Below are 24,033 nucleotides of genomic sequence, written 5' to 3'. Positions count from 1 at the left end.
CATGACGGAACTGATCGCCGCACTGCTCAGTGCCTCCGGCGTCTGGCTGACAGCACAACGCCTCATGATGGGCTGGCCCATCTCCCTGCTGGCAACGCTCTTCTATGGCACGGTATTCTTCCAGGCCCATCTCTATGCAGACACGGTGCTGCAAGGTGTCTTCAGCATCGCCATCCTCTATGGCTGGGCCTTGTGGGCACGAGAAAAACAGGCCGGAGGGAACCTCCGCCACGATAGGCCATCCAGCCCGGCAGATGACCTGCCCGCCCGCCCTCTCGCCTTCAACCGGGCCATATTGGAGACGGGCTTCTTCCTGATTCTCTCCATTCTCTGGATTCTGGCCCTGCAACGCTGGAGTGACGACCCAACTCCTCTTCTGGATGGAGGGCTGAGCGGAGCCAGCCTGCTTGCCCAGCTCTGGACAGCCCGGCGCCACCGTGTGAGCTGGCTGCTCTGGTCCGGCATTGACGTGATCTATACGGGCCTGTTCATCAACCGCTCTCTCACCATCACGGCCCTGCTCTATGCCGGCTATACCGGCCTCGGCCTCTACGGCTACTGGAAGTGGAAACGCTGACCCCCCGAAACAGGCAGGACCGTTCCTACTGGTTCATCCGATCCAGCTCTTCCGGCGTGAGACGCTGGATGCGGACGGGTTTCCCGCTGGAATCATAATAGACGATGGCAGCCCCACGGCGTTCGCCATAGCCATCTGGCTGACCACTTTTCTTGCGGAACAGCAGGCGGTTCCGCTCGGGCTGCACGGTCACCTCATCACCCCGGGGAACAAAATGAAACATGCTATAATCGGCATGTACCCTGGGCAGGGACGAGCCGGGCATCGGCTTTCTGACAACCGAATCAGCCTCATCAGCCTGCGCAGGAGCCAGTCCGGCCACGCCCATCAGCATCATGCCAGTTCCTGCCAGCAGGCCAGCCTGTTTCATAAAACGCATATGCCGTCTCCCCTCGGCCCGACCCCTTACAGATGGCCGGGTGGTGTGTTTGATGTCCCCTGGCTTTTGCGGCTCCAGCCGCCACCCAGGGCACGATACAGCGTTACCATGTTCTGAAACCGTGCCGCCTCGACCATGATGCGGGTCTGCTGGGCCTGATAGAGCTGGCGCTCCTGCACCAGCGTGGTCAGGTAACTGTCGATGCCAGCATGATAGCGCATCCGGGCGAGATCGTAAGCCCGCTGGGCCTGTGTTTCCAGCACGATCATATGACTGTCCTGCCGACGGTATGTCTCCCGTGCTGTCAGCGCATCGGACACTTCCCGGAAGGCCGACTGGATGGCCTTCTGATATTCGGCAATGCCCTGCTTCAGCTTGGCCTTGGCCGTCCGCAGGTTCCCTTCATTGACACCCCATGTCAGCAGCGGGATGCTGATGTTGGGGGAGACGCCCCATGTCTCGGCCAGATGGCTGAACAGGCGGCGGAACTGGAGAGAACTGGTCCCCTCGCTCGCCGTCAGCGTCACACGGGGATAGAAAGCGGCCCGGGCCGCCCCGACAGAGGCATGGGCCCCCAGCAGGCTGTGCTCGGCCGCCATGATGTCGGGCCGCTGCTGCAACAGGTCGGACGGCAGACCGGCTGGCAGGTCGGAAATCATCGTCTGCCGTCCCATCGGGAGGGGCGGCGGCAGGTCTGCAGGCAGGGGCGTGCCGACGAGCAGCTGCAACGCATGTTCGTCATCCGCCACAGCCCTTGTTTCCTTCTCCTCGTCAGAACGTGCCTGCTCCAGCTCGGTCGCACTCTGGGCCAAGGTCAGGGCATCCAGCTCGCCATGATCATATTCCAGCTTGTTGAGACGCCATGTATCCGCCCTCGTACGGGCTGTACGGTGGGCGAGGTCCAGCAGACGCCGATCCGCCAGCCACTGGATGTAGGTGCTTGCCACCTGTGAGACGGTGGTGATCCACAGGTTCCGCAGATTCTCGACCGTGCCCAGCGTCTGTTCCTTCTGGGCCTGGCTCAGATTGCGGATGCGTCCCCAGAGGTCGATCTCATAGGACGAAAACCCGATGGACGTCTGATAGAAACGCAGGGTGGACACCGATGTGCCAGACCCCGGTGCGAAGGCGAACCCGGCCGTATCGGACGGCCCCACATACTGTGCACCACCCCCGACTGAAATGGTCGGAAACAGAGCGGCATTCTGCACCTGATACTGCCCCTGTTCGGCCGCCACGGCGGCCATCTGGGCAGCAAGGTCCCGGTTGTTGGCAAGGGACAGACCAATAAGGGCCTTCAGCCGTGGATCGGTGAAGAAATCTTCCCAACCAAGATCGGACACCTGCTGATGGGCAGGCTGGCCCGGCCTGATCTCTGCATCGGCCGGGTAGATCTGCGAGACGGCCGCATCCGGCCGATGATATTTCGGAGACAGGTTGCAGGAAGTCAGCAGCAGGCTGCCCAGCCCCATCATCCCTGCAAGAACGGCCCTGTTCCTGCCGTGCTGCTTCATGGTCATGCGTGATCTCCTTCCTGCCCTGCATGAGGCTGTTCCGAAAGCCGCCTGACCCTGAAGAGACGCAGCACAACCACAAAGAACAGCGGCACGAAATAGATGGCCAGAATGGTAGCGGTAAGCATACCGCCTACCACACAGGTCCCGATCGCCACACGGGAGGCTGCACCGGCACCCGTGGCAATAGCCAGTGGGAACACACCGCAGACGAAAGCTATGGAGGTCATCAGAATGGGACGCAGACGCTCCTGCCCGGCCTTCATGACAGCATCTTCCAGCGTGTCGCCCTGCTCATAAAAGGCCTTGGCGAATTCCACGATCAGGATCGCATTCTTCACGGCCAGCCCCACGGTTGTCAGAAGCCCGACCTGGAAATAGACGTCATTGCTCAGCCCACGCCAGAGTGTCGAACCGATGGCCCCCAGCACACCCAGCGGCAGCACGAGCAGCACGGCAAACGGGATGGCCCAGCTCTCATACAGGGCAGCCAGACAGAGCAGGATCACAATGGCCGCCAGCGCATAAAGCGGCCCCGTAGCGTTGCCGGACGCCAGCTGCTCAAAGGTCAGGCCCGTCCATTCATGCCCCACTCCCGGCGGCAGGGTCTTGATGATCTTCTCGATTTCCTCCACCGCACGGCCGGAACTGACCCCAACGGCAGGCACACCCTGAATCTCATAGGAATTCAAGCCATTATAGTTTTCCACCTTCTGCGCACCGAGAATCCAGTGGCCCGTGGCAAACGCATTGAAGGGTACCATGTCCCCCAGATTGTTGCGGACATACCAGCGGTTCAGGTCCTCTGGCGTCATGCGGGAGAAAGGCTCACCCTGGATATAGACCTGCTTTACACGGTCATTGCGGGTGAACTGGTTGACGTAAATCGAGCCGAAGGCCCCCTGGATCGTCGTGTTGAGCTCCGCATTGCTGATGCCCTGTGCATTGGCCTTCTCACGGTTGAGGTCCAATACAAACTGGGGGGCATCTTCCAGCCCCATCGGGCGCACAGCGGACAGAAGCGGATTTTTGGACGCCGCTGCCAGAAGCTTGTTCCGGGCGGCAAGGAAGGCCTGATGACCGATATGGCCGTTATCTTCCAGCTCCAGATCGAACCCGGTGGCATTACCGAGTTCCATCACCGCAGGGGGGTTCAGGGCGTAAATCTGCGCTGCCGGATCCCCCCAGAAATGCCCCATGATTCTGTTGGCAATGGCCATGCTGGAATGTGCATAACCAGGCCGCTTGTCCCACGGTTTCAGCCTGATGAAGAACGCACCGGCATTCTGCCCCTGCCCGGCGAAGCTGAAGCCATTCATGGTGAAGACGGATTCCACATCCCGGCCATAGGTCTTCAGCACGTATTCGGTGATGCGGTGGTTGACGGCCCCCATCTGCGCATCGGTTGCCCCAGCAGGCATGCTGACCTGCCCGAAAATGAGGGCCTGATCCTCGTCTGGCAGGAAGCCCGTTGGCACCTTCATGAACAGGAAGCCCACCAGCCCTGTCAGGGCCAGGAAAACGATCATGGCAGGGGTGCGGAAATGCAACATGCGGCGCACGCCACTGACATACCGTTTCGTCAGCCAGTCGAACCGCTCATTGAACCAGACTGCCGGACGGAAATGGACCTCATGTTTCATGGGTTTGAGCATGGTGGCACAAAGAGCCGGCGTCATGACCATGGCCACCAGAACGGACAGCCACATGGCCGCCACCACCGTGATGGAGAACTGACGGTAAATCACCCCGGTGGACCCGCCAAAGGCGGCCATGGGCAGAAACACCGCACTGAGGACCAGCACGATACCCACCAGCGCTCCAGAAATCTCATCCATGGATTCACGGGCGGCGTCCCGTGGGGAAAGGCCCTTTTCGCTCATCACACGTTCGACATTTTCCACCACCACGATGGCATCATCCACCAGCAGCCCCACAGCCAGCACCATGGCCAGCATGGTCAACGTGTTGATGCTATAACCCAGCACCGACAGGATGCCGAACGTTCCCAGCAGCACCACCGGAACAGCGATGGTGGGGATCAGGGTCGCCCGGAAATTCTGGAGGAAGACAAGCATCACGATGAAGACCAGCGCAATGGCCTCCAGCAGTGTCTCGATCACCTCCTCGATGGAGTGGGTAATGAACGGTGCCGTATCCAGCGGGTAGACGACCTTCAACCCCTTGGGAAAGAACTGCGACAGCTGGGCAATCTTCGCCCGGACGGCATCTTCCGTCACAAGCTGGTTGGCACCGGGGGCCAGCTTCAGGGCCATGGCCGTGGCCGGCTTGTTGTTGTAACGGGACGTGAAATTGTAGCTCTGTGCCCCCAGCTCAACGTGCCCGATATCTCTCATGCGGACCTGGCTGCCATCCTGCTGGACCTTCAGCAGCATGTTGCTGAACTGTTCCGGTTCCGTCAGGCGGACAGGGCCGATGATGTTGGCATCAAGCCCGATCCCCTTGCGGGCAGGCAGGCCGCCCAGCTCACCGGATGCCACCTGGATGTTCTGGCTCTGGATGGCACTCTGCACGTCACTCACGGTCAGGCCATATTTGTACAGCTTGTCCGGGTCCATCCAGATGCGCATGGCATATTCGGACCCGAAAAGCGTATGATCCCCCACACCGGAAATGCGGGACAGCGGGTCCATCACGTTGGACGCCACGTAATCCGAAATGTCCTTCCCGTTCATGCTCCCGTCCGTGGAGATGAAGCCGATGACGAGCATGAAGTTCTTGGCTGCCTTGGTGACACTCAGCCCCTGGCTGACCACCTCGGGCGGCAGACGGGGCTGGGCAAGCTGGAGCTTGTTCTGCACCTGCACCTGGGCGATGTCGGGATTCGTCCCCTGCTCGAAGGTCAGGTCAATCTCCATATGGCCGCTGCCATAGGACTGGGCAGACAGATACTCCAGATGGTCCAGACCAGACATCTGCTGGAGGATGGGCCGTACCACCGTGTTGTTGACTGTATCGGCCGAGGCACCGGGATCATCCACACTGACAGCAATCTGCGGCGGAGCAATGGTGGGATATTGGGCGATTGGCATCTGGGTGATGGACACACCACCCACAAGCATGATGATCAGCCCGACCACCCAGGCAAAGATGGGGCGGTCGATAAAGAAACGTGACAGTGACATGGGCCGTTACTCCATCCCCAGATCAGCCAGACTGACCTCATGGGGTCTGACCTCCCCTTCAGGATGAACTTTCTGCAAGCCCTCAACGATCACCCTTTCCCCATCCTTCAAGCCTCTGGTAACCATCCAGCGGGCCCCAACTGTCTGCCCCAGCCCGACCATGCGCAGATGGACGTGATTCTGCCCATCCACCACCATGACATAAGGCTCACCCTTGGGCGTCCGCTGCACGCCAACCTGCGGCAGGAGCAGGGCATTCGGGTCGCTGCCCTCCTTGATGTGGGCATGGACGAACATGCCCGGCAGAAGCAGCTTGTCCGGGTTGGGCATGACAGCACGCATCACCAGCGTCCCCGTACCGGGATCGACCGTCACTTCAGAAAGTTTCAGCTGACCTGTCTGACCATAGGTGGAGCCATCTGGCAGTTCCAGCGTCACGGCGGCCTCGCTGCCGTTCCGCTCCAGCTGGCCAGATGCCAGCTCACGCCGCAGGCGGATCATGTCTTCTGCCGCCAGATTGACATCCACATAGATCGGGTCCAGCCGTGTAACCACGGCAATGGGGGTACTCTGATTGGCCGTGACCAGTGTACCTGCCGTGTAAAGCGTCCGGCCGATGCGTCCATCAATTGGTGACTGCACATGAGTGTAGTTGAGATTGACCTGGGCCGTTTCGACGGCGGCCTGTGCCTGCACCACCTCGGCATCCGCCTGACGGGCCGTAGCCAGCGCATTGTCATATTCCTGACGGCTGATGGCCCTGGGCCCGACAAGAGCCTTGTAACGCTTCAGCTGGGCATGGGCACGGATGGCGCTGGCCTGGGCCTCCATCAACCGCCCGCGGGCCTGGTCATACGCCGCCTGAAACGGTGCAATATAAATCTGATAGAGAGGCTGCCCGGCCTGTACGTCCTTGCCCTCCTCAAAGGTGCGGGAAACGAGCACGCCGCTGACCTGCGGGCGAATCTGTGCCTGTTCGTAGGCATCCGTCCGACCCGGGAGTGATGTTTCCAGCGGAACGCTCTGCCTGTGCAGTGTCATGACGGCAACGGACTGGGGCGGCGGTGCTGGGGGCGTTTTCTTCTGACATCCGGCCAGAACCCCAAAACCCAGCAGGGCCGTACTGCCATAAATGACCGTCTGGGACAGACGCACAGCCAGTTTCGGGCGGAACATGAGCATAAACGTGACGGCCTCTCTGAGGAATGGACATGGGGCAACAAAGCTACAGGCAAAAAAGACCGCCTGCACCATATCACGCCATGAAAAAAACGTAGTGAAAGCGGAAACTATCCAGTTTCCTCCCCGCCGGTCAATCCCATCCCTGCTCTCTTCTCACAAAAAGATCATGAAAACGGTCTCTTTTCATGCAGGGCTTGACAGACCCATGCCGGAATCGGGCACAAGGCAAAACTTCTTCTTCCATCTCGCAAGGAGCGTGGTGCCATGCAGCCTCATGATGACACGGACCGCCGCAGCACCATTCTCCGGGTCGCCTGCACGCTGCTGCAACAGCAGGGCTACCATCACACCACGATGGACCATATCGCCCACCATGCAGGAATGTCGAAAAAGACGCTCTACCTCTTTTTCCCCTCCAAACGGAACCTGCTGGAACAGCTCCTGCTCTCCGAGCTTTTCGTCCCGCTTACCCCCTCCCCCATCCCGGAAACCGGGATGGAAGACCAGCTCCGTGCCATGGTGTTCCAGATGGCGGAAATTCTCCTCTGCGAAAAACGCCTCGGCCTGATGCGCACCATCATCGGTGAAACAAACCGTTCCCCCTCCATCCAGCAGCTCATGGCAGAGCTCTTCCATAACGCCGGCAGCAAGACAAACATCCAGAACTGGCTTGAGGTACAGAAAAAGGCCGGACTGCTGCATTTTGGCAATGCTGCCGATGCCGCAGACCACCTTTTCGGCCTGACCATCGGCGGCCCCATCCTGTCCCGGCTTGCCCATTGCGGGCCGGCACGTGACAGGGAAAACCTGCACCATTATCTGGAAGAAGGAATCCGCATATTCCTGCATGGATGCCGCACCAGAGCCAGCATGACAGGCATGGCAGACCAGTAACCGCAAAATAATAGGTTGTTAAAAGTTTCTTTCCTTCCGCTGCGCATTGGCAAAGCCTTTAGTGTTAGTTATAGAATCTATTCGTAAAACACATGGCAGACCAGACGGAAGCGAAAAGGTATCACCCTGCCGGGCCATGGGCCTTCTAGACCGACCATTGCAGGATCATCGCATGACTACATCTCCCTCCGACCAGACCAGACCCAGACAGGCCAGCGCCACGGATGAAGGTTACCAGAAAGATCTGAGCCGGCGGCATGTGCAGATGATCGCCATCGGTGGAGCCATCGGCACCGGTCTGTTCCTGGGGGCGGGGTCCCGCCTCCAGATTGCTGGGCCGTCGCTGGCCATCACCTATGCCATCTGCGGTATCTGTGCCTTCATGATCCTGCGGGCCATGGGGGAGCTGGTGATGTACCGGCCCAGCAGCGGCAGCTTCGTCACCTATGCCCGTGAGTTTCTTGGAGAAGGCGCCGCCTATGCGGCTGGCTGGTTTTTCTTCCTCAACTGGGCCATGACCGGCATCGTCGACATCACGGCCATTGCGCTTTACATCCATTACTGGCCGATGTTCGGCCATATTCCCCAGTGGCTGATTGCCTTGGGAGCTCTGGTTGTGGTCGGAGCGGTGAACCTCACAGGCGTGCGGTACTTTGGTGAGATTGAATTCTGGTTCTCACTGGTAAAGGTCCTCACGCTGGTCATCTTTCTGAGCGTGGGCGGTTATGTCCTGCTGAGCGGCACGCACGTCGGCTCATACACGCCGGGTCTCCATCTCATTACCGAGTCCGGCGGCATCTTCCCGCACGGAGTCGTTGCCTCGCTGATGCTGATCCAGGGTGTCGTCTTTGCCTATGCTGCAACAGAGCTGATCGGCATTGCCGCCGGTGAGTGTGAAAACCCCCGCAAGGTCGTCCCCAATGCCGTCAACAGCGTGATCTGGCGCATTGTGGTTTTCTATGTCGGGTCTGTCGCCCTGCTGGTCTGCCTCATGCCATGGTCGGCCTACCATGCCGGAGAAAGCCCGTTCGTCACCTTCTTCCACAAGCTGGGCCTGCCTGCTGCTGACAGCATCATGAATTTCGTGGTGCTGACGGCCGCCCTCTCCAGCCTCAACTCCGGCCTGTATTCCACAGGGCGTATCCTGCGTGCCCTGGCCCTTGGTGGCTCTGCCCCACAGGCCATGAGCAAGCTGAACCGCAATGCCGTCCCTTATGTGGGGATCGGGGCAACACTCTTCATCTATCTCATTGGCGTACTGATGAATTATCTGTACCCCACGCAGATTTTCGAGATCGTGCTGAGCATCTCCTCTCTGGGGATTCTGGGGACATGGGCCACCATCCTGCTCTGCCAGCTGCGCCTGCACAGAGCCATAAAACAGGGGCGCATCGCCAGGACGGGCTTCGCCATGCCGGGAGCCCCCTATACAGGCTGGCTGACACTGGCCTTCCTGGTGATGGTCCTGATCATGATGGCTTTTGATTATCCATCCGGCACCATCACGGTTGGTTCCATCCCTGTTCTGGCCCTGATCTTCTATGGCGGCTGGCTGCTCCTGAAACGCAATGATGACGAGGCCGAGTCCTGAGGGACCCGGCATCCCGCCATCACACAAAACCCCCGGCAGAGCCTGAGCCTGCCGGGGGTTTTTCATGTCTGCTGGCTGGCCCTCCCGGGAGCCGGTAGGAGGAGCAGATCAGTCCGTGTCTTCACCCTGCCCGAGTGAGCGGGTTGGGCTTCCTCCGCGAGGGCGGGTTGTGGGCAGGTTCTCACCCGTCACGGCGTAGTAGACCCGCTCGGCCACATTGGTAGCATGATCGCCAATACGCTCCAGATTCTTGGCAATGAAGAGAAGCTCCGTACAGGCACGGATGTTCCGGGCATCCTCGATCATGTAAGTGACCAGCTCACGAAACACGGTCACGTAATGTTCGTCCACGCCCCGGTCGGCGTGCCAGACTTCCATCGCCTGATTGGCATCATGTTCAATGACGGCATCCACAGTCCGGCCCAGATTCTCTTTCACCAGCCGCCCCATGCTCCGCAGGCCGGACAGGGAAATCTGTCCATCACCGGACGCCGCCTTGATGGCCTTGCGGGCAATGGAGGCAGCATAATCGCCGATACGCTCCAGGTCCCCCGTAATCTTCAGGGCCGCAACGATCTCCCGCAGGTCCGCCCCCATCGGGCTGCGCAGGGCCAGCAGACGGATGACCAGACTCTCGACCTCCCGCTCCAGCTCGTCCACCTCCGGGTCCAGCCTCGTGGCCTCTTCAGCGGCGGACTCGTCATGGTTGGAAATGGCACGAAGGGCAAGCCCCACCTGCTCCTCCACGATACGGCCAATCTTCACCATCATGGCCCGGAGCTGTTCCAGCTCCTGCTCAAAACTCGAGACGATATGAGAACGCTCGTGTGGCATGATCTCTCTCCCCTTCCCGCTTATCCGAACCGGCCGGTAATGTAGTCCTGTGTCTGCTTCTCACGAGGGTTGGTGAAGATACGGTCTGCCGTATCCACCTCCACCAGCCTGCCGAGATAAAAGAAAGCGACACGGTCGGCACAACGTGCAGCCTGCTGCATGTTATGCGTCACGATCGCAATGGTGAACTCTTCTTTCAGCTCATCCAGCAACTCTTCAATCCGGGCTGTGGAGATCGGGTCCAGAGCGGAGGTCGGCTCATCCAGCAGAAGAACCTCCGGCCTGGTCGCAATACTGCGGGCAATGCAGAGACGCTGCTGCTGCCCGCCGGAAAGCCCGGTCGCCGGGGCATTCAGCCGGTCTCGCACCTCGTTCCAGAGGGCGACACGGGTCAGCACGTCCTGCACCCGCTCGTCCATCTCCGTACGGTTCAGCTTCTCATGCAGGCGCACGCCAAAAGCGATGTTGTCATAAATGGACATGGGAAACGGCGTCGGCTTCTGGAACACCATCCCGATGCGGGAGCGCAGCATGTCCAGATTGATGGAATCATCAAGGATGTTGCGTCCATCGAACATCACCTCACCCGTGGCCCGCTGGCCGGGGTAAAGGGCGTAAATCTTGTTGAAGACACGCAGCAGGGTGGACTTGCCGCACCCGCTGGGGCCGATCATGGCCGTCACGCAGCGGGCCGGGAAATCCAGCGAAATGCCATGCAGGGCATGGTGCGTCCCGTAATGGAAGTTCAGGTCCCGTACTGAAAGGGCGACATCCTGTACAGGTTCCCTGCCCGACAGGCTGGCAGATGACATCGAGGCAGAAGGCATGAAATTCTCTTCCCTTGATTTCAGTGACGGGATGAAAGCCGCACGGTGATGTTGATGAGCAGTACGCCGAACGTCACCAGCAGGGCACCCGTCCAGGCCAGCTGCACCCAGTCCTCATAAGAGGCACCGGCATACTGGTAGATGGCGATGGGCAGGCTGGCCATGGGCCGGGTCATGTCGGTGGACATGGTCTGATTGCCCAGCGATGTGAACAGCAGCGGAGCCGTCTCTCCCCCCATGCGGGCCAGGGCCAGCAGAATGCCGGTCGTCACGCCCTTGCGGGCCGAACGCAGGCAAAGGGACAGGATGACCCGCCAGCGGGCCGCTCCCAGGGCCGCTCCCGCCTCCCGCATGGCCGTTGGTACCAGGCGGAGCATGTCCTCCGTTGTCCGCACGATGAGGGGCAGGGCCAGCACGGCCAGCGCCACAGCACCGGAGAACCCGGAAAAGTGACCGAATGGCACGACAAGCAGCTGATAGATGAACAGGCCGATCAGAATGGACGGGGCCGACATCAGCATGTCCGCCACAAACCGCACGGCGCTGGCGAAATGATTGCCCTTGCGCCCATATTCGGAGAGATAGATGCCGCACATCAGCCCGACCGGGGCCGCCATCAACAGGGCAAGACCCGTCTGCAAAAGGCTGCCCACGATGGCATTGGCCAACCCGCCACCAGAACCGGGAGGCCCCATCCTGTGCGTCAGTGTTGCCCATGAGAGACCTACCAGCCCACGGCTCAGCAGCGTCCAGAGGATGGAGACCAGAACCAGAAGCAGGACACTCCCCGCCACAATACTGACGCCTGTCGCCACATAATCCAGCATCTGCCGCCGCAGGGCCTTGCGCCCCGGACGCCATCGCCCCGACTCAGAACCGGCCCTGTCGGCCTCGCTGGAAGATGCCGGAGAGATCACAGGTTCCGTCATTGACGTTTCCCTCTGAGACAACGTGCCAGCGCCAGGCTGACACAGGAAAGGAGCATGAGGATGAAGCCCAGCGCCATGAGAGACGAGAGACGCAGGGAGCCTTCCGGGCTTTCCGGGAACTGGAGGGCAATCAGCGAGGCCACGGTGCTGCGTGGCGCAAACAGGGACCAGCCCACGGTCGTCACGTTACCGATGATGAAAGTCACGGCCATGGTCTCACCCAGTGCACGCCCCATGCCCAGCACGATCGCCCCGATCATGCCATTGCGGGACCAGGGCACGACAATCTTGCGCATCATCTCCCAGCGTGTTGCCCCCAGCCCGTAGGCACTTTCCCGCAGCATGGGGGGAACCGCCCCGAACACATCCACCATCACCGCCGTGATGAATGGAGCGATCATCACCGCCAATATGATACCGGCCGTCACAAGCCCCGTACCAACCGGAGGACCGGAGAGCACGGACCCCAGAACAGGCACATGCCGGAAATGATGGTTCAGGAAAGGCTGTACATCACGGGCAATGAACGGGACGATGGTCTGGAACCCCCACATGCCGAAAATGATGGAGGGCACGGCCGCCAGAAGCTGGATGGTCGTCCCGACGATGGAGGCAAACCGCCCCGAGGCGATGTAGGTCAGCCAGAAGGCCGTACCAAACGCCATGGGGACGGCAATCAGCATGGCAATGAGCGTGCTGACGAGTGTCCCCAGCAGAGGGGCCAGAACCCCGTATGTATCCTTGACGGGATTCCACGAGACTGTCGTGAAAAAGGAAAGGCCAAACCTTGTGAAAGCCTGCCAGCCGCCTGTGGCCATCAGCAGGATCAGCCCGCCAAGCATGGCCAGCACCAGCAGTGAGCAGAGCAGGAGCAACCCATGGAAAACGGCGTCGAACCCCGCTCTACGGTGTGATGAACGCAATACGGGCGTCATGCGCATGTATCCGAAGCCTTGACCGTTTCACCTTCAGAGGCCTGCCCTCATGATGAAGGATGCCTCGCCTTCGTGCATTACCGTCCCTGCCCGCAAAGAACAACCGTCAGAAAAAGCGATTGTCCCACTTTGATGGTGGAAGAACCCGCTTTTTTCTGTATTCCTCATTTCGGAATGAAAAATGCCATGTGTCTGGCACGGAAATATTTCACAATTATGAAACAGACCTCTTTCACCAGACCTTGATTTCAGGAGAGGACAATGCCTGCACATCAGTTCCAGGGTTTTGTTGATACGGTGGACAGCCAGAACGGCATCATTGCAGGCTGGGCTGTCAACCTGCACGAGCCGTCCCGTGTTGTCCTGCTGCATGTCCTAGTGGATGGCCAGGAAGTCATGCAGGTTCTCTGCGACCTCAAACGGGAGGATGTCCGCCAGATCCTGCGTATTCCCAGCAACAAGCTGGGCTTCCGCTTCAGGCTCCCCCCGGAAGCCTGTGATGGCGCACAGCACGGCATCTCCATCCGCTTTGATGACCGCACCGCCCTTCTCTTCCCCGATGAGGACCAGCCCGACAGGGCGCATGAGACCCTCACCTTCTCACGCCCGCCCCAGACCGAATATCAGAGCTGCGTTGATGGCATGTTCGAAGGGCTGCTGCGGGGCTGGGTCGTTTCCCGCAATCATCCGGGGGCTGACTGGTCCGGCCATGTTGTCGTGTCTGTCAGGGTGGATGGTGTGCCGGTCGGGACTGTCCGGGCCGACTGCTACCGGGGCGATGTTGTCGAGTTCCTGAAAAGCGCCCCCAACTGCGGATTCGAGCTGCCCATCCCCCAGCGCTATCATGATGGCCTTCCCCACGAGATCACCATTACCAGCCTGCCTGACGAAATCCCGCTTGTCGGCAGCCCGCTGGTCACGGCCCTGGCCGATGACCAGCTGACGGCAAAACTCGTACAGATTGAAAACAGCATCGCCGCCCTGCACCAGCAGCTGACAGCCCTGCGCAACACCACACGCTCGCTGATTCCCCGCAAGCCGCTCAGCCTCCAGCATTATGACCGCTGGGCAAAAAGCTATTACCCCCTCCTGCGGGAACAGACAGCCCTGCTGCACAAGGCCCGTCCGCTGAAGGAAACACCTCTCGTCTCCGTCCTCTGCCCGACATGGCGGCCAGATGAGGCGGAGTTCCGCGCTGCTGTCGAATCCGTCCTGGACCAGACCTATGAAAACTGGGAGCTCATCCTTGTCGATGATGGCAGCCAGTGTGAACGGACCAGAGCGCTCCTCAGGGAATATGCCCGGAAAGACAGAAGAATCCGCACATTCTCACTGAAAGTGAACCGGGGCATTGCCGGGGCAACCAACAAGGCCATCAGCCACGCAAAGGGCGCCTACATTGCCTTCTTCGACCATGATGACCTGCTGGTGGATGTCGCCCTGGAGAACATGGTCCGGGCTGCGCTGGAGACCGGCGCCAGGCTGCTCTACTGCGACGAGGACAAGGTGGATGCTGGAGGGCACTTCCTCGAACCAAACCTGAAACCCGACTATGACTACCGCTACCTTCTGGGTTGCAACTATATCTGCCATCTCACCTTCATGGAGGCAGACACTGTCCGCCAGACCGGCCCACTGGACAGCCGCCATGACGGGGCACAGGACCATGATTTCCTCCTCCGTGCCGTGGAGATCATCCCGCGCGAGGCCATCCACCACGTACCGGAAATTCTGTACCACTGGCGCAAGAGCCCCAACTCCACGTCCAGCAGTGTCAGCAACAAGGGCAATGCCATCCGGGCCGGTGAAGCCTGTATCACCGAGCATCTGAAACGCCGTGGCATCAAGGCGACCGTTTCTTCCGTGGAGCATCTCAGCCTCTATTCCATTCGCTGGCCGTTCCGGAAGCAGCCTGCCGTCAGCATCATCATCCCCTTCCGGGACCAGCTGGACATGACACGGCGCTGTGTTGAATCCCTCCTGGACACCCAGACCTACAGTGCCTTCGACATCATCCTTGTGAACAATTTCTCTACAAACAGGGAAACGCTGGCATGGCTGGACGGAATACGGAACCATGACCGGATCAGCATCCTGCATGTAGAAGAAGCGTTCAACTACGCCCGGCTCAACAATCTGGCAGCCAGACACAGCAACAGCGACCTGCTGCTTTTCCTCAATAATGACGTCATCGTCACCCAGCCGGATTTCCTCAAACGGATGGTGCAGGAAACACAGGCCGCACCGGATGTTGGCGCCGTCGGGGCCCGGCTCCTCTACCCCAATGGCACCATCCAGCATGCTGGTGTGGCTGTCGGGCCAGACATCATCGGGGTCCATGTCCATCGTCTCCAGCCGGCGAAAGCTTTCGGCTACATCGGGCGCCTGTGTATCAGCCACGAGGTGACGGCCATCACCGGGGCTGCCATGCTGGTCTCCCACCCGCTCTTTGATGCCATGGGGGGATTTGATGAAGTCGGCCTGACCGTTGCCTACAATGATGTCGATCTCTGCCTGAAAATCCGCGACAACGGGTACCGCATCCTCTTCTGCGCCGAGGCGGAAGCCGTCCATCATGAGAGCTTCTCCCGGGGGAGTGACGACCGCCCGGAACATGAGGCCCGTTTTTTCAACGAAAAACAGATCATGCTGGAACGATGGAAAGACAATCCGCTCTTTAAAAATGATCCGGCATACCCACATTATTTCCGGCAGGACCTGAGGACCTTCTTTGACCTCCGCAACCCAGAGGATTTATGGTCCTGAGGGTAACGAGGCCCGGAGGAGTCCCTCCCGGTTTCTGAAAAAGTTTTCTCCCCTCCAGTGAAGGACGGGAGAACACGAAGGAGCACTATGATGAGCAAGATCAATCATTATCACACCAGCAACAACACACCGGACAACACGAAGGCTGTTTCCATCGAGACACTGAATGCTCGTCTGGCTGACCTGATCGACCTGGCACTGGTGACCAAGCAGGCCCACTGGAACCTCAAGGGTGTCAACTTCATCGGCGTACACGAGATGCTGGACGGCTTCCGCAGCGGGCTGGATGGCTTTGTCGATACCGCCGCAGAGCGTGCCGTCCAGCTGGGTGGCGTGGCTCTCGGTACCGTGCAGACAGTGCAGAAGAACACCAACTGCGCTCCGTACCCCACGGACATCTACACCGTGCATGACCACGTAAAGGCTCTGGCAGAGCGTTATGGCGTCGTGGCCAACAAGGTCCGTGAAGCCATCAAGGTGACGGCCGAAGCTGGCGATGAAGATACATCCGACATCTTCACCGAGATCTCCCGCGGGCTGGACAAGAACCTCTGGTTCCTCGAGGCTCACCTCCAGGCTGAAGCAGGCCCCCGCTAAGGGTTTGGGCCACACCGGGGCCTTCTGGCTTCGTGCTGACCGGGAAAAGGCATGTCTCCCACAGGGGCATGCCTTTTTCTTTGCCCGACACCCGCATCCCTTTCAGGCATGAAAAAAGGGTGGCCACAGCCACCCTTTCCCGATCTCCGCACCATATCTGCCCTCAGAGGGACAGAGCCAGATGAAGCCGTACGAAATAGAAAGGATCTTCCTTCAGGACATCCCTGACAGCACGACCATCCGGCAGGACGTCGTTTCCGGCCCCCAGATCATCCGGCATGTAATCGGCACGCCAGTCCTTGATGTTGGCATCTGCAGGCAAGGGCTGCAGGACAGGCTGGTCCGGTTCGAACACGGCCTCCGGCTCGGCCTCCACAACAGGTTCAGGCACGGCAGGCGGAACTCTCTCAGGCTTCAGGCTATTCATGATCGCCCTGAAATCCTCTTCCCCCAGAGGCCCCGGTATGCCCCCCCGCTCCCGCTGCACGATCCAGCCCTCGGTCACGCTCTTCAGCATGGCTTTCTCTGCCGGATTCTCCTCAGCCCCAGCCTGCCCGGCCCACCAGCTCCGCCAGGCAGCATCTTCCAGCTGGGCAAAGTCCTCTTCCGTCAGCCGCTGCGGCGCAGAAGACGGGGATTTCTTGACAATCCAGCCAGCCACCAATGCCTGAAAGGCAGCCCTGTCCATCTCCGGCATGTTCATATTCCCTCACGACCTGTCATTCTGCCTATCAAGGCCTCATACTGGGCAAGATACTGCCTTACATCCAGCACATTTTCTGCATGGCGCCGTACATTATGAGCCAGCGTCTCGGCAAGTGTCCTGTTTTCCAGAAGGTGCAGGACAGCATCACCGATGGCATCCGGTTGCAGGAAGGGAACCAGAAGAGCCGTCTCCCCGTGCGTCAGATATTCCCGCACCGGGGCCGTATCACTGGCCACAAGCGGACAGCCCACGGCCATGGCCTCCCTGAGCGACCATGACAGGACAAAAGGGTAGGTCAGATAGATGTGGGCATCCGAACGCTGCAGAACCCGGACCATCTGCTCCCTCTCCAGCCAGCCGACAAAATGGATGCGGGAAAGATCAAGTTTGCCCTCAAGCTCCCTCAGCATGGTCTGCCGCCAGGTGCCGCCACCCGCCGGGGGAAGACCATAGCTGACATCCTCCTGCCCCATCAGAATGACCCGGCAGTCCGGCCGAGCCTTCATCAGGGCGGGAAGAGAGCGCATGAAGCTGTGGAACCCCCGGTATGGTTCCAGATTCCTGGCAGCATAGGTCACCAGCGTCTCATAAGGGGCAACGCTGATGCTTCCCAGCCGGAATGGCTTCTGCCGCAATGAAGGGTCAGGCCGATACTGGGTGAGGTCAACCCCCTCATCCAGCAGGGTGATTTTCTCCTGCGCCCAGGCCGGATACGTTCCCAGCTGGAAACGGGTCGGTGTCTGCCCCTCCCCCGGCCCGGCCAGTGCCTGAAGATTGATGGCATTCTTGCAGCGGATCAGAAGGCCCGCTTCCTGCGGCATGGGGAACTCCGGGTCAAACCCTATGTCCCGGTCTTCCAGACCATAATAGAACTCGAAATAACCCAGCACGGGCACACCGGGAAAGACTGAATCGATATTCAGCAGCTCCCCCCAACCATGATGCCCAATGATAATATCTGGCCGGAACCCAAGATCCCGCAGCGACCGGGCCACTGTCGCAATGGCCTCAGACCGATGGATGGCGTGGTCCATCTCCCGGACGAACGGATGCGCCCCATCCTGCCTCACCTCCGGCGGACGATAGAGCACCCGGCGGACACCGGGAATATCCGGCCCCTTGCCCGCCGTGATGAACACAACGTCATGCTCCGGCCTGCGGGCCAGATGAGCCACCATATGGGCATATTGCGCTGGGAAGCTCTGATGAACAAAAAGAAAACGCACCACTTCCCCCGGCCTGATCATGCCCCTGACGCCCTGTCAGGGCCGTTGCCTGCAACCCCCTTCTACGGCCTTATTTGCGCTTGCCAGAAGCCGCCGCAGCCTGGTTTTTCCCCTGCCCCTTCACCGGGACAAACTCAAGCTGGAACCCTTCCAGCGGGGCCAGACTCTCAGCCTGAAGAGCCTCCTCTCCCCCCTCGATGGGCCCCACCTTCGTACCATCCGTAAAGCTGGCCGCCAGCCTGACCGTCCATTTATGGGCAGCCTCACCCTTCAGGCGGACCCGCAGCCCCAGAATCGGCAGGGACATCCCCCGTGAACCACAGAACTGCCCTCCCTCGGACCAGGGAGACAACCAACCACGCCCCAGAACGGCCTGATATTCAATATCCTTGGCCCGGACAGGCCCCTCGGGACGAACGGCGAAACCCTCGATCCAGCGTTTGCTGTCGACCTGTCCGATCCATTCACCAAGAGCACCGCCCACATCACCACGACGCTGGATATGGGCCACAACATCCCGGGTTGCTCCACCAACAGCACCAGAGACGGAAGCCTTGCTGCCACCAACCCGGTTCCCTTCCGCCATGGCGCCCGCAGCCGGGTCCGCCGGTACCCCACTGATAAGGCTGATCACCTGAAGGCGGGGCGTTTCACTTCCTGCCTGACCATCCTGATAGGTCGTCACCATCACACCGGCAGGACCACGCCTCACCCTTACCAGCGCAGCGCTGTTGGCAGCTCCCATCCAGCCATCGGCAGCAAACGTGACAACCTCGACAGCATCCTCCGGCACACCCGGTGCCCGGGATATCCGCACACCCGGCAGTCCGCTCGGCCCAGCTTCCACCTGGCCCGGGGCGTGAAACACACAAAAAACGCCGGCGTCCAGCGTCATCACGTGGGCTCCCGCCTTCAGGTCCACAACACGATGACGAGGCTGTTCTGTGTCCATCTCTGGCATGCTATCTCCGATGATCATCTTCCATGCGTCAAGCGCAAGGCGCCCACACTGCACAGAACATCTTAAAATGTCCCTGTAATCATAACTGATTTGATAATATTCTGCAAAATGTCATCGTCATATATGGGCACGGTTCACTCCTGGCGACATTTTTCCCGCAGGAAAACACCAGCCAGCCGTTCCACCGGAAGCCCCAGCGGCAGAACCTGTCCCCAGGCTGGCCCCGCCTGCCTGAGACGTTCCGCAGAAGCACCGATATCAAAGCCCACGACCGGCAGCCGGGCCTTCCACAACCAGCCCAGCGCATAGCACCATGTCTCGGGGGCAATGGATGTCACGAAACCAACATCCGCCTTCACATCCTCTATCAGGGGCAGAACATCCCTGTCCTCATAAGAGCCAGTCACCCTGATGCCCGCCGCAAGGCTGGCCGTGTCATCATGTGTACTTCCAACAACTATGAGTTGCAGGGGAAGCCCTTCCCTCTGGATGTGCTGCCCCAGCGCCAGAAGCACATCATGACCTTTCCAGCGGCTGATTCCCCCCAGAACCAGTATTTTCAGAGGCCGCTCCGGCGTTGGGAGGCGCTCACTGCGCAACAGGGGGCCTGATGCCCTGATCTGCCAGTCATCTTCCAGCGGCTCGATGCTGATATCCCCAAGGCCGGGCATGTGCCGCCTCAACCGAGAGGCCGCATCCATGGACGGGGCCACGATCCTGCGGGCCTGACGCAGCTCCCTGTCCGAGCGGGCCAGAAAAGCAGGCAGTGTCAGCCCATCATCCGCCAGCACGCTGCCCCGCCCCAGACATTCCATGCAGCCCGCCATGGAGGGTTCCCCACAATAGCGGCCATGCCTGTCCAACAGTGCGATGCGGGGACAGAACCAGACATGGTCATGCACATGGACATCATACGGCACGCCCAACTGCTGCGGCAGGTCACGCAGGCCCGGCTCATGGCCCAGCATATGGTGCCACACAACAAGACGGACGCCGAGCTGGCGCAGAAAAGCCAGCAGCACGGGCTGTTCTGCTGGCAGGGTGAACACCAGATTGGGGGCCTCCAGCCCTTCCACGGGGCTGACCACCCGGCAGCCTGTTTCCGTGGGCTCCAGAATGATGGGCAGAAGCCCCGCCTGCCCCAGCAGGGCCGCCTGCTCTCTCACAGCACGGGCCACCCCTCCGCCCCCACGATGCTGGAACAGGGCCACCGCTCCGACAAAACGCTCCCTGTGCTGACGCAGCCGCCGCCCGTCCAGCAGCCGGCGGTAATCCCGCAACGGATTCACCTTCTTCCACCGCTGTATGGCCGCATCATAGCCGGGATACAGGCGATTCAGTATGTCCAGATTGCGACGCAGGAGAGGCACTGCCTCCTGCCCGAAAGACCCATGCCCATGGTGCAGGACATAGACATCCACAGCGGCCAGATGGCGGAAGCCAGCCTCGCTAGCCCGAAGGCAGAAATCATTCTCCTCAGCATAACCTTGGGCAAAATAAGCCCTTCTCAGTTGCCCCACCTCGGCCAGACAGGCTGCTGCAATACCCATGCAGAACCCGTTGGCCGTCGGCAGCTCCACCACCGGCCGGACACTTTCCGCCTGTTCCTGCAAAAGCCTGTCCATGGCGGCCAAGGCTGCGGGATCAGGCGCCGGGTTGTCACGCTCATGCGACGGATAGGATGTCAGCCCCCCCGCATTGGAGAAAGGCGTGACCGTCCCTGCCCGCTCAAGACGCAACCAGTGGCACAGGCGCTCCACCCAATTGCCAGAAACGAGCGTATCACTATTGAGCAGGATGACATCCCACCCGGCTGGCACAAGGGCCATTCCAGCATTGATGCTGCTGACAAACCCCTGGTTCGTCATCTGCCGGTGCAGGGTGATACGGCCCGCCACCGCCAGCCTGTCCAGATGATCCCGAATCCCGGCATCCGGGGACGCATCATCCACGATGATGAGGCGACAGGAGTCCGGCATGGTGGCCAGAACGGAGGCCAGACAGGCCCGCACCTCGGCCTCCCCCCGATAGACCGGCACAATGATGGCACAGCCTGTCCCCACAGCGTCTTTCCGCCTGTCGGCCCCGCCGCGCTTCCGGACCATGCGGCACCCCGATTTCGTCCAGCCCTTCCTCCTGTTTCCCCCCTCTTCTGGCGTACGCATCAGCTGTACCAGAGCGGGATCAAGCGGAGCGCCCTTCAGCAGACGGTCATACTGATCCTGAAAACCGGTCGGGCGGTGCAGCAGGCGGGGCCAGTCCGCATAAGGCAGGTAAAAACCCCGGGGCCGTTGCAGCAGGGCCGTACTGCTGAAGGCTTCCGCAGGACGGTCCACCCGTAGCGGATCCTCATGCCCCTCCACCCACAACCATGGCAGAAAGTCCGGCTCACCAGGATACCACAACCAGCCCCGGACACCCTCCGCCTCCGCCATGACCAGCGACTGGCAACGTATCAGGGCCTGTATGTCGATCGGGCTCCCCAATACCGGCCGGTCATGACACAACACGACAAGCTGCTGACCCCGCCACCATGGTCCGGCCTCCTCCGGCACCAGCCGGGCCAGATCATGCACACCGGCTGTCACTGTTCCCAAACGTCGGCCATCCAGCACAAGGTCCACCGGGCCAACTGCACGCAGCCGCAGAGCCCCCGCATTGGACAGCACGGCCCAGCCCGGCACCCCGAGAGGAAAAGACAGGCTGTCCGCCAGGGCATGATGCTCCACCGTCAGACTGTTCCGGGACAGGACCTGCCCCATGATGCGGGCCGCTGGCCCGGTGGCCCCGCATCGCAGATACCCTCCTGCCAGAGCCAGCCCGGCTTCCCGCAGCCCATACCGGGCCCACAGACGTTCCAGCCGCGGCAGGGCCTGCGGAATGGCACCACTCTCCAGCAGAGCCATGGCACAGGTAAAGCTGATATTGTCATCCCGCCCGGACAGCGCTTCGGCCCGCTTCAGCCAGAAGAGACCATCCTCCCGCCTGCCCTGGGTCAGGCAGGCCCGGCCTTCATCAAACGCAGTCTGGATGGCCTGCATATGCCGGGCTGTCCAACGGGCCTCATCCTGTACCCGGAGAAGACGACCATAACCCGGGATGAAGCTGGCCTGCATCTTCACCGGCTGATCCCGGTCTCCACTGCCGCCATGTCCATCAAGGCGGAGTCCTGCGAGGCCTCAGCAGAAGGGTCTGCCAGACTGTCCAGCAGGGTCTGTGCCTGTTCAATTCCCTGCCGTGCAGCCTGCCCCAGCCAATACCGGGCCTGCTCGCCATTCTCAGGCCCACCCAGCCCCCGGAGCAGGTAACGCCCCAGCATCATCTGGGCCAGACCATGCCCCCGTTGTGCGGCCTCCTCGAAACATTCACGGGCCCGCTCCAGATCGACCGGCACATCGTGACCACCCCCATGCATGGCACCAAGGGAGAAATAGGCCTCTGGCAACCCGGCCTCGGCGGCTTTCTGGTACAGCTCCAGCGCCCTTGCATGGTCCCGGCTTCCGCCCACCTGCCCTGTCACGAGCAGCTGCGCCACACTGACACAGGCTTCCGGCATACCCTGGCGGGCGGCCTTGTCCATCCAGAGAAAACCATCTTCCCTGCTCTGTACCACGCCACGCCCTTCAAACAGCATACGGCCGTACCAGTACTGCGCATTGACGACACCTTCCCGTGCCAGACCCAGCCAGTAGAAGGCCTCCGTCTCATCTGCCGTGCCCCCTACACCCTGCGCAAGACAGACGCCCAGATTGAAGGCACCAAGCAGATTTCCGCCTTCCGCCTGCTGCCTGAGACGCTGCTGGAGGCTGCGCTGTTCATCTTCCGGGCGGGTCACACCGGCCAGCACCAGATTGCCAAGGTCTGCATCGGCCATATGGTCCCCCAGCATGGCAGCATGGTTGAACCACTGGGCCGCTTTTCTCTCATCCCGTGGGACGCCGGTTCCTGTCAGATACAGCACGGCCAGCACACGGGCCGCAGGGGTATGATGCTGTTCAGCAGCAAGCTGATACCAGCGGGCGGCCTCCATCGGGCGCCGGAGCAGTTCTTCCCCCCGGATGTACAGGTCTCCCAGCAGGGCCGCTGCCTCGGCATCCCCGCCATAGGCTGCCCGGCGCAGCCAGCTTTCCCCCTGGATGACATTGACCTCTACCCCAACGCCTTTCAGGAGCATCAGCCCGTACCGGGCCTGGGCAGACGGAATGTTCTGCTCGGCGGCTTTCAGATAATGACTGGCAGACTTCCCGGCATCACGGGCCTGACCACTGGCACCATGCTCGTAAATCCACCCCATGGCAGCATTGGCCAGACCGATGCCACCCTCTGCGGCCCGCTGGAGAAGCTCCACAGCCTGCGCCCGCTGACTGTCATCCTCAGCCTCATCCAACAGGATGAGTCCCAACCCGAGCGCCCCCTGCAATGACCCGCCCCGCACAGCTTCGCCATACCAGTGACGTGCAGCCTGCCTGTCCTGCAGGTCATCAGGACCATGATTGAAAATATGCCCCAAAAGGGCCTGGGCCTCGACATGCCCGGCGGCGGCACTTTTTTCCGCCCATATGCGGGCCCGGGCAAAATCCGGCTTGTGGGCATCCATGGCATCCGTATCAAAACGCTCATAGAGGCCACTGCCTGCGGGAACGGTCCTGGCCGGGTCAAATCCGTCCGGCACCCCCATGGCGAACAGCGTGGCCAGCGTAAAACTGGCCTCGCCAAGACCAGCCTCCGCCGCAACAAACGTCCAGCGGGCACCTTCCTCCAACGAAGAAGGCGTCCCCTGACCGGACAGATAACACTGCCCAACCCTGTATGCCGCCTCTGGAACGCCCGCATTTGCAAGTTTTGCGAAGAGGGAAAAAGCCTGTGGCGTTTTCCCCTCTTCCAGCAACCGGGTTGCTCGGGCAAGCCTGCGAGCTTTGGTGTCAAAAATGGCAAGCCTGCGTGCCATGGCCATGAGCCAACCTCCGCC

18 protein-coding genes are annotated in these 24,033 nt (G+C 60.7%); 5 read left to right on the top strand and 13 right to left on the bottom strand.

Going from position 1 to position 24,033, the window contains the following annotated elements:
- The first annotated feature begins 1 nt into the window (after window position 1).
- The gene (gene pnuC / locus GM608_RS00165; protein ID WP_248630867.1) at window positions 2–577 is read left to right on the top strand and encodes a nicotinamide riboside transporter PnuC; all 576 of its coding nucleotides are present in this window, start codon (window positions 2–4) and stop codon (window positions 575–577) included.
- A gap of 25 nt (window positions 578–602) precedes the next feature.
- Here the strand turns inward: pnuC and GM608_RS00160 are convergent, their stop codons facing one another.
- From GM608_RS00160 to GM608_RS00145, 4 genes are read right to left on the bottom strand one after another with little or no spacing between them, the layout of a single operon-like run.
- Entirely contained in the window at window positions 603–956 is a 354-nt protein-coding gene (locus tag GM608_RS00160) for a hypothetical protein (protein WP_052349007.1), read from the bottom strand.
- A 26-nt stretch (window positions 957–982) separates the two neighbouring features.
- The gene (locus GM608_RS00155) at window positions 983–2,470 is read right to left on the bottom strand and encodes an efflux transporter outer membrane subunit (protein WP_408863020.1); all 1,488 of its coding nucleotides are present in this window, start codon (window positions 2,468–2,470) and stop codon (window positions 983–985) included.
- A 2-nt stretch (window positions 2,471–2,472) separates the two neighbouring features.
- On the bottom strand, window positions 2,473–5,616 hold the full coding sequence (locus GM608_RS00150; protein ID WP_043559643.1) for an efflux RND transporter permease subunit: 3,144 nt from the start codon (window positions 5,614–5,616) through the stop codon (window positions 2,473–2,475).
- Between the two features lie 6 nt (window positions 5,617–5,622).
- Window positions 5,623–6,798, bottom strand: coding sequence for an efflux RND transporter periplasmic adaptor subunit (locus GM608_RS00145; protein WP_081562571.1), 1,176 nt, complete (start codon window positions 6,796–6,798; stop codon window positions 5,623–5,625).
- Between the two features lie 264 nt (window positions 6,799–7,062).
- Between GM608_RS00145 and GM608_RS00140 the strand changes: the two genes are divergently transcribed.
- Both GM608_RS00140 and GM608_RS00135 read left to right on the top strand, forming a co-directional pair.
- Window positions 7,063–7,692: a TetR/AcrR family transcriptional regulator gene (locus GM608_RS00140; RefSeq protein WP_333644787.1), complete on the top strand. Its 630-nt coding sequence runs from the start codon at window positions 7,063–7,065 to the stop codon at window positions 7,690–7,692.
- 172 nt (window positions 7,693–7,864) lie between these two features.
- Window positions 7,865–9,283 carry an amino acid permease gene (locus GM608_RS00135; protein ID WP_043559646.1) on the top strand — a complete coding sequence of 473 codons (1,419 nt, stop codon included), beginning with the start codon at window positions 7,865–7,867 and terminating at the stop codon, window positions 9,281–9,283.
- Window positions 9,284–9,391: 108 nt separating this feature from the next.
- Here the strand turns inward: GM608_RS00135 and phoU are convergent, their stop codons facing one another.
- Genes phoU through pstC form a run of 4 tightly spaced genes read right to left on the bottom strand, consistent with a single transcriptional unit; the run spans window position 9,392 to window position 12,814 of the window.
- Entirely contained in the window at window positions 9,392–10,117 is a 726-nt protein-coding gene (gene phoU, locus GM608_RS00130) for a phosphate signaling complex protein PhoU (protein WP_081562572.1), read from the bottom strand.
- Window positions 10,118–10,137: 20 nt separating this feature from the next.
- Entirely contained in the window at window positions 10,138–10,944 is an 807-nt protein-coding gene (pstB, locus tag GM608_RS00125; RefSeq protein WP_198027217.1) for a phosphate ABC transporter ATP-binding protein PstB, read from the bottom strand.
- Window positions 10,945–10,964: 20 nt separating this feature from the next.
- Complete coding sequence (gene pstA, locus GM608_RS00120) at window positions 10,965–11,873, bottom strand: phosphate ABC transporter permease PstA (RefSeq protein WP_043559651.1); 909 nt, start codon at window positions 11,871–11,873, stop codon at window positions 10,965–10,967.
- A complete protein-coding gene (gene pstC, locus GM608_RS00115; protein ID WP_081562574.1) occupies window positions 11,870–12,814 on the bottom strand; it encodes a phosphate ABC transporter permease subunit PstC in 945 nt (314 codons plus the stop codon). Before pstC ends, pstA begins: the two co-directional genes overlap by 4 nt.
- Window positions 12,815–13,069: 255 nt before the next feature.
- Here pstC and GM608_RS00110 point away from each other — a divergent pair, with 255 nt between their 5' ends.
- Both GM608_RS00110 and dps read left to right on the top strand, forming a co-directional pair.
- Window positions 13,070–15,574, top strand: a complete 2,505-nt coding sequence (locus tag GM608_RS00110) for a glycosyltransferase family 2 protein (protein ID WP_333644786.1) — start codon at window positions 13,070–13,072, stop codon at window positions 15,572–15,574.
- 90 nt (window positions 15,575–15,664) lie between these two features.
- Window positions 15,665–16,171, top strand: coding sequence for a DNA starvation/stationary phase protection protein Dps (gene dps, locus GM608_RS00105; protein ID WP_043559660.1), 507 nt, complete (start codon window positions 15,665–15,667; stop codon window positions 16,169–16,171).
- A 163-nt stretch (window positions 16,172–16,334) separates the two neighbouring features.
- Here the strand turns inward: dps and GM608_RS00100 are convergent, their stop codons facing one another.
- The 5 genes from GM608_RS00100 to GM608_RS00080 all read right to left on the bottom strand — a co-directional run bounded on the left by GM608_RS00100 (window position 16,335) and on the right by GM608_RS00080 (window position 24,012).
- Complete coding sequence (locus GM608_RS00100) at window positions 16,335–16,874, bottom strand: hypothetical protein (RefSeq protein ID WP_333644785.1); 540 nt, start codon at window positions 16,872–16,874, stop codon at window positions 16,335–16,337.
- Window positions 16,871–18,124 (bottom strand): glycosyltransferase, encoded by a 1,254-nt coding sequence (locus GM608_RS00095; RefSeq protein WP_197981651.1) that lies wholly within the window; start codon window positions 18,122–18,124, stop codon window positions 16,871–16,873. Before GM608_RS00095 ends, GM608_RS00100 begins: the two co-directional genes overlap by 4 nt.
- Window positions 18,125–18,173: 49 nt before the next feature.
- Window positions 18,174–19,064 carry a hypothetical protein gene (locus GM608_RS00090; RefSeq protein ID WP_103765337.1) on the bottom strand — a complete coding sequence of 297 codons (891 nt, stop codon included), beginning with the start codon at window positions 19,062–19,064 and terminating at the stop codon, window positions 18,174–18,176.
- 134 nt (window positions 19,065–19,198) lie between these two features.
- Window positions 19,199–22,180: a glycosyltransferase gene (locus GM608_RS00085; protein WP_333644797.1), complete on the bottom strand. Its 2,982-nt coding sequence runs from the start codon at window positions 22,178–22,180 to the stop codon at window positions 19,199–19,201.
- A 2-nt stretch (window positions 22,181–22,182) separates the two neighbouring features.
- Window positions 22,183–24,012, bottom strand: coding sequence for a tetratricopeptide repeat protein (locus GM608_RS00080; RefSeq protein WP_333644784.1), 1,830 nt, complete (start codon window positions 24,010–24,012; stop codon window positions 22,183–22,185).
- Window positions 24,013–24,033: the final 21 nt, after the last annotated feature.

Source organism: Bombella sp. ESL0380 (assembly GCF_009725805.1).
In the GTDB taxonomy this organism is placed as follows: domain Bacteria; phylum Pseudomonadota; class Alphaproteobacteria; order Acetobacterales; family Acetobacteraceae; genus Bombella; species Bombella apis.
This window is presented reverse-complemented; position numbering and strand designations above follow the sequence as displayed.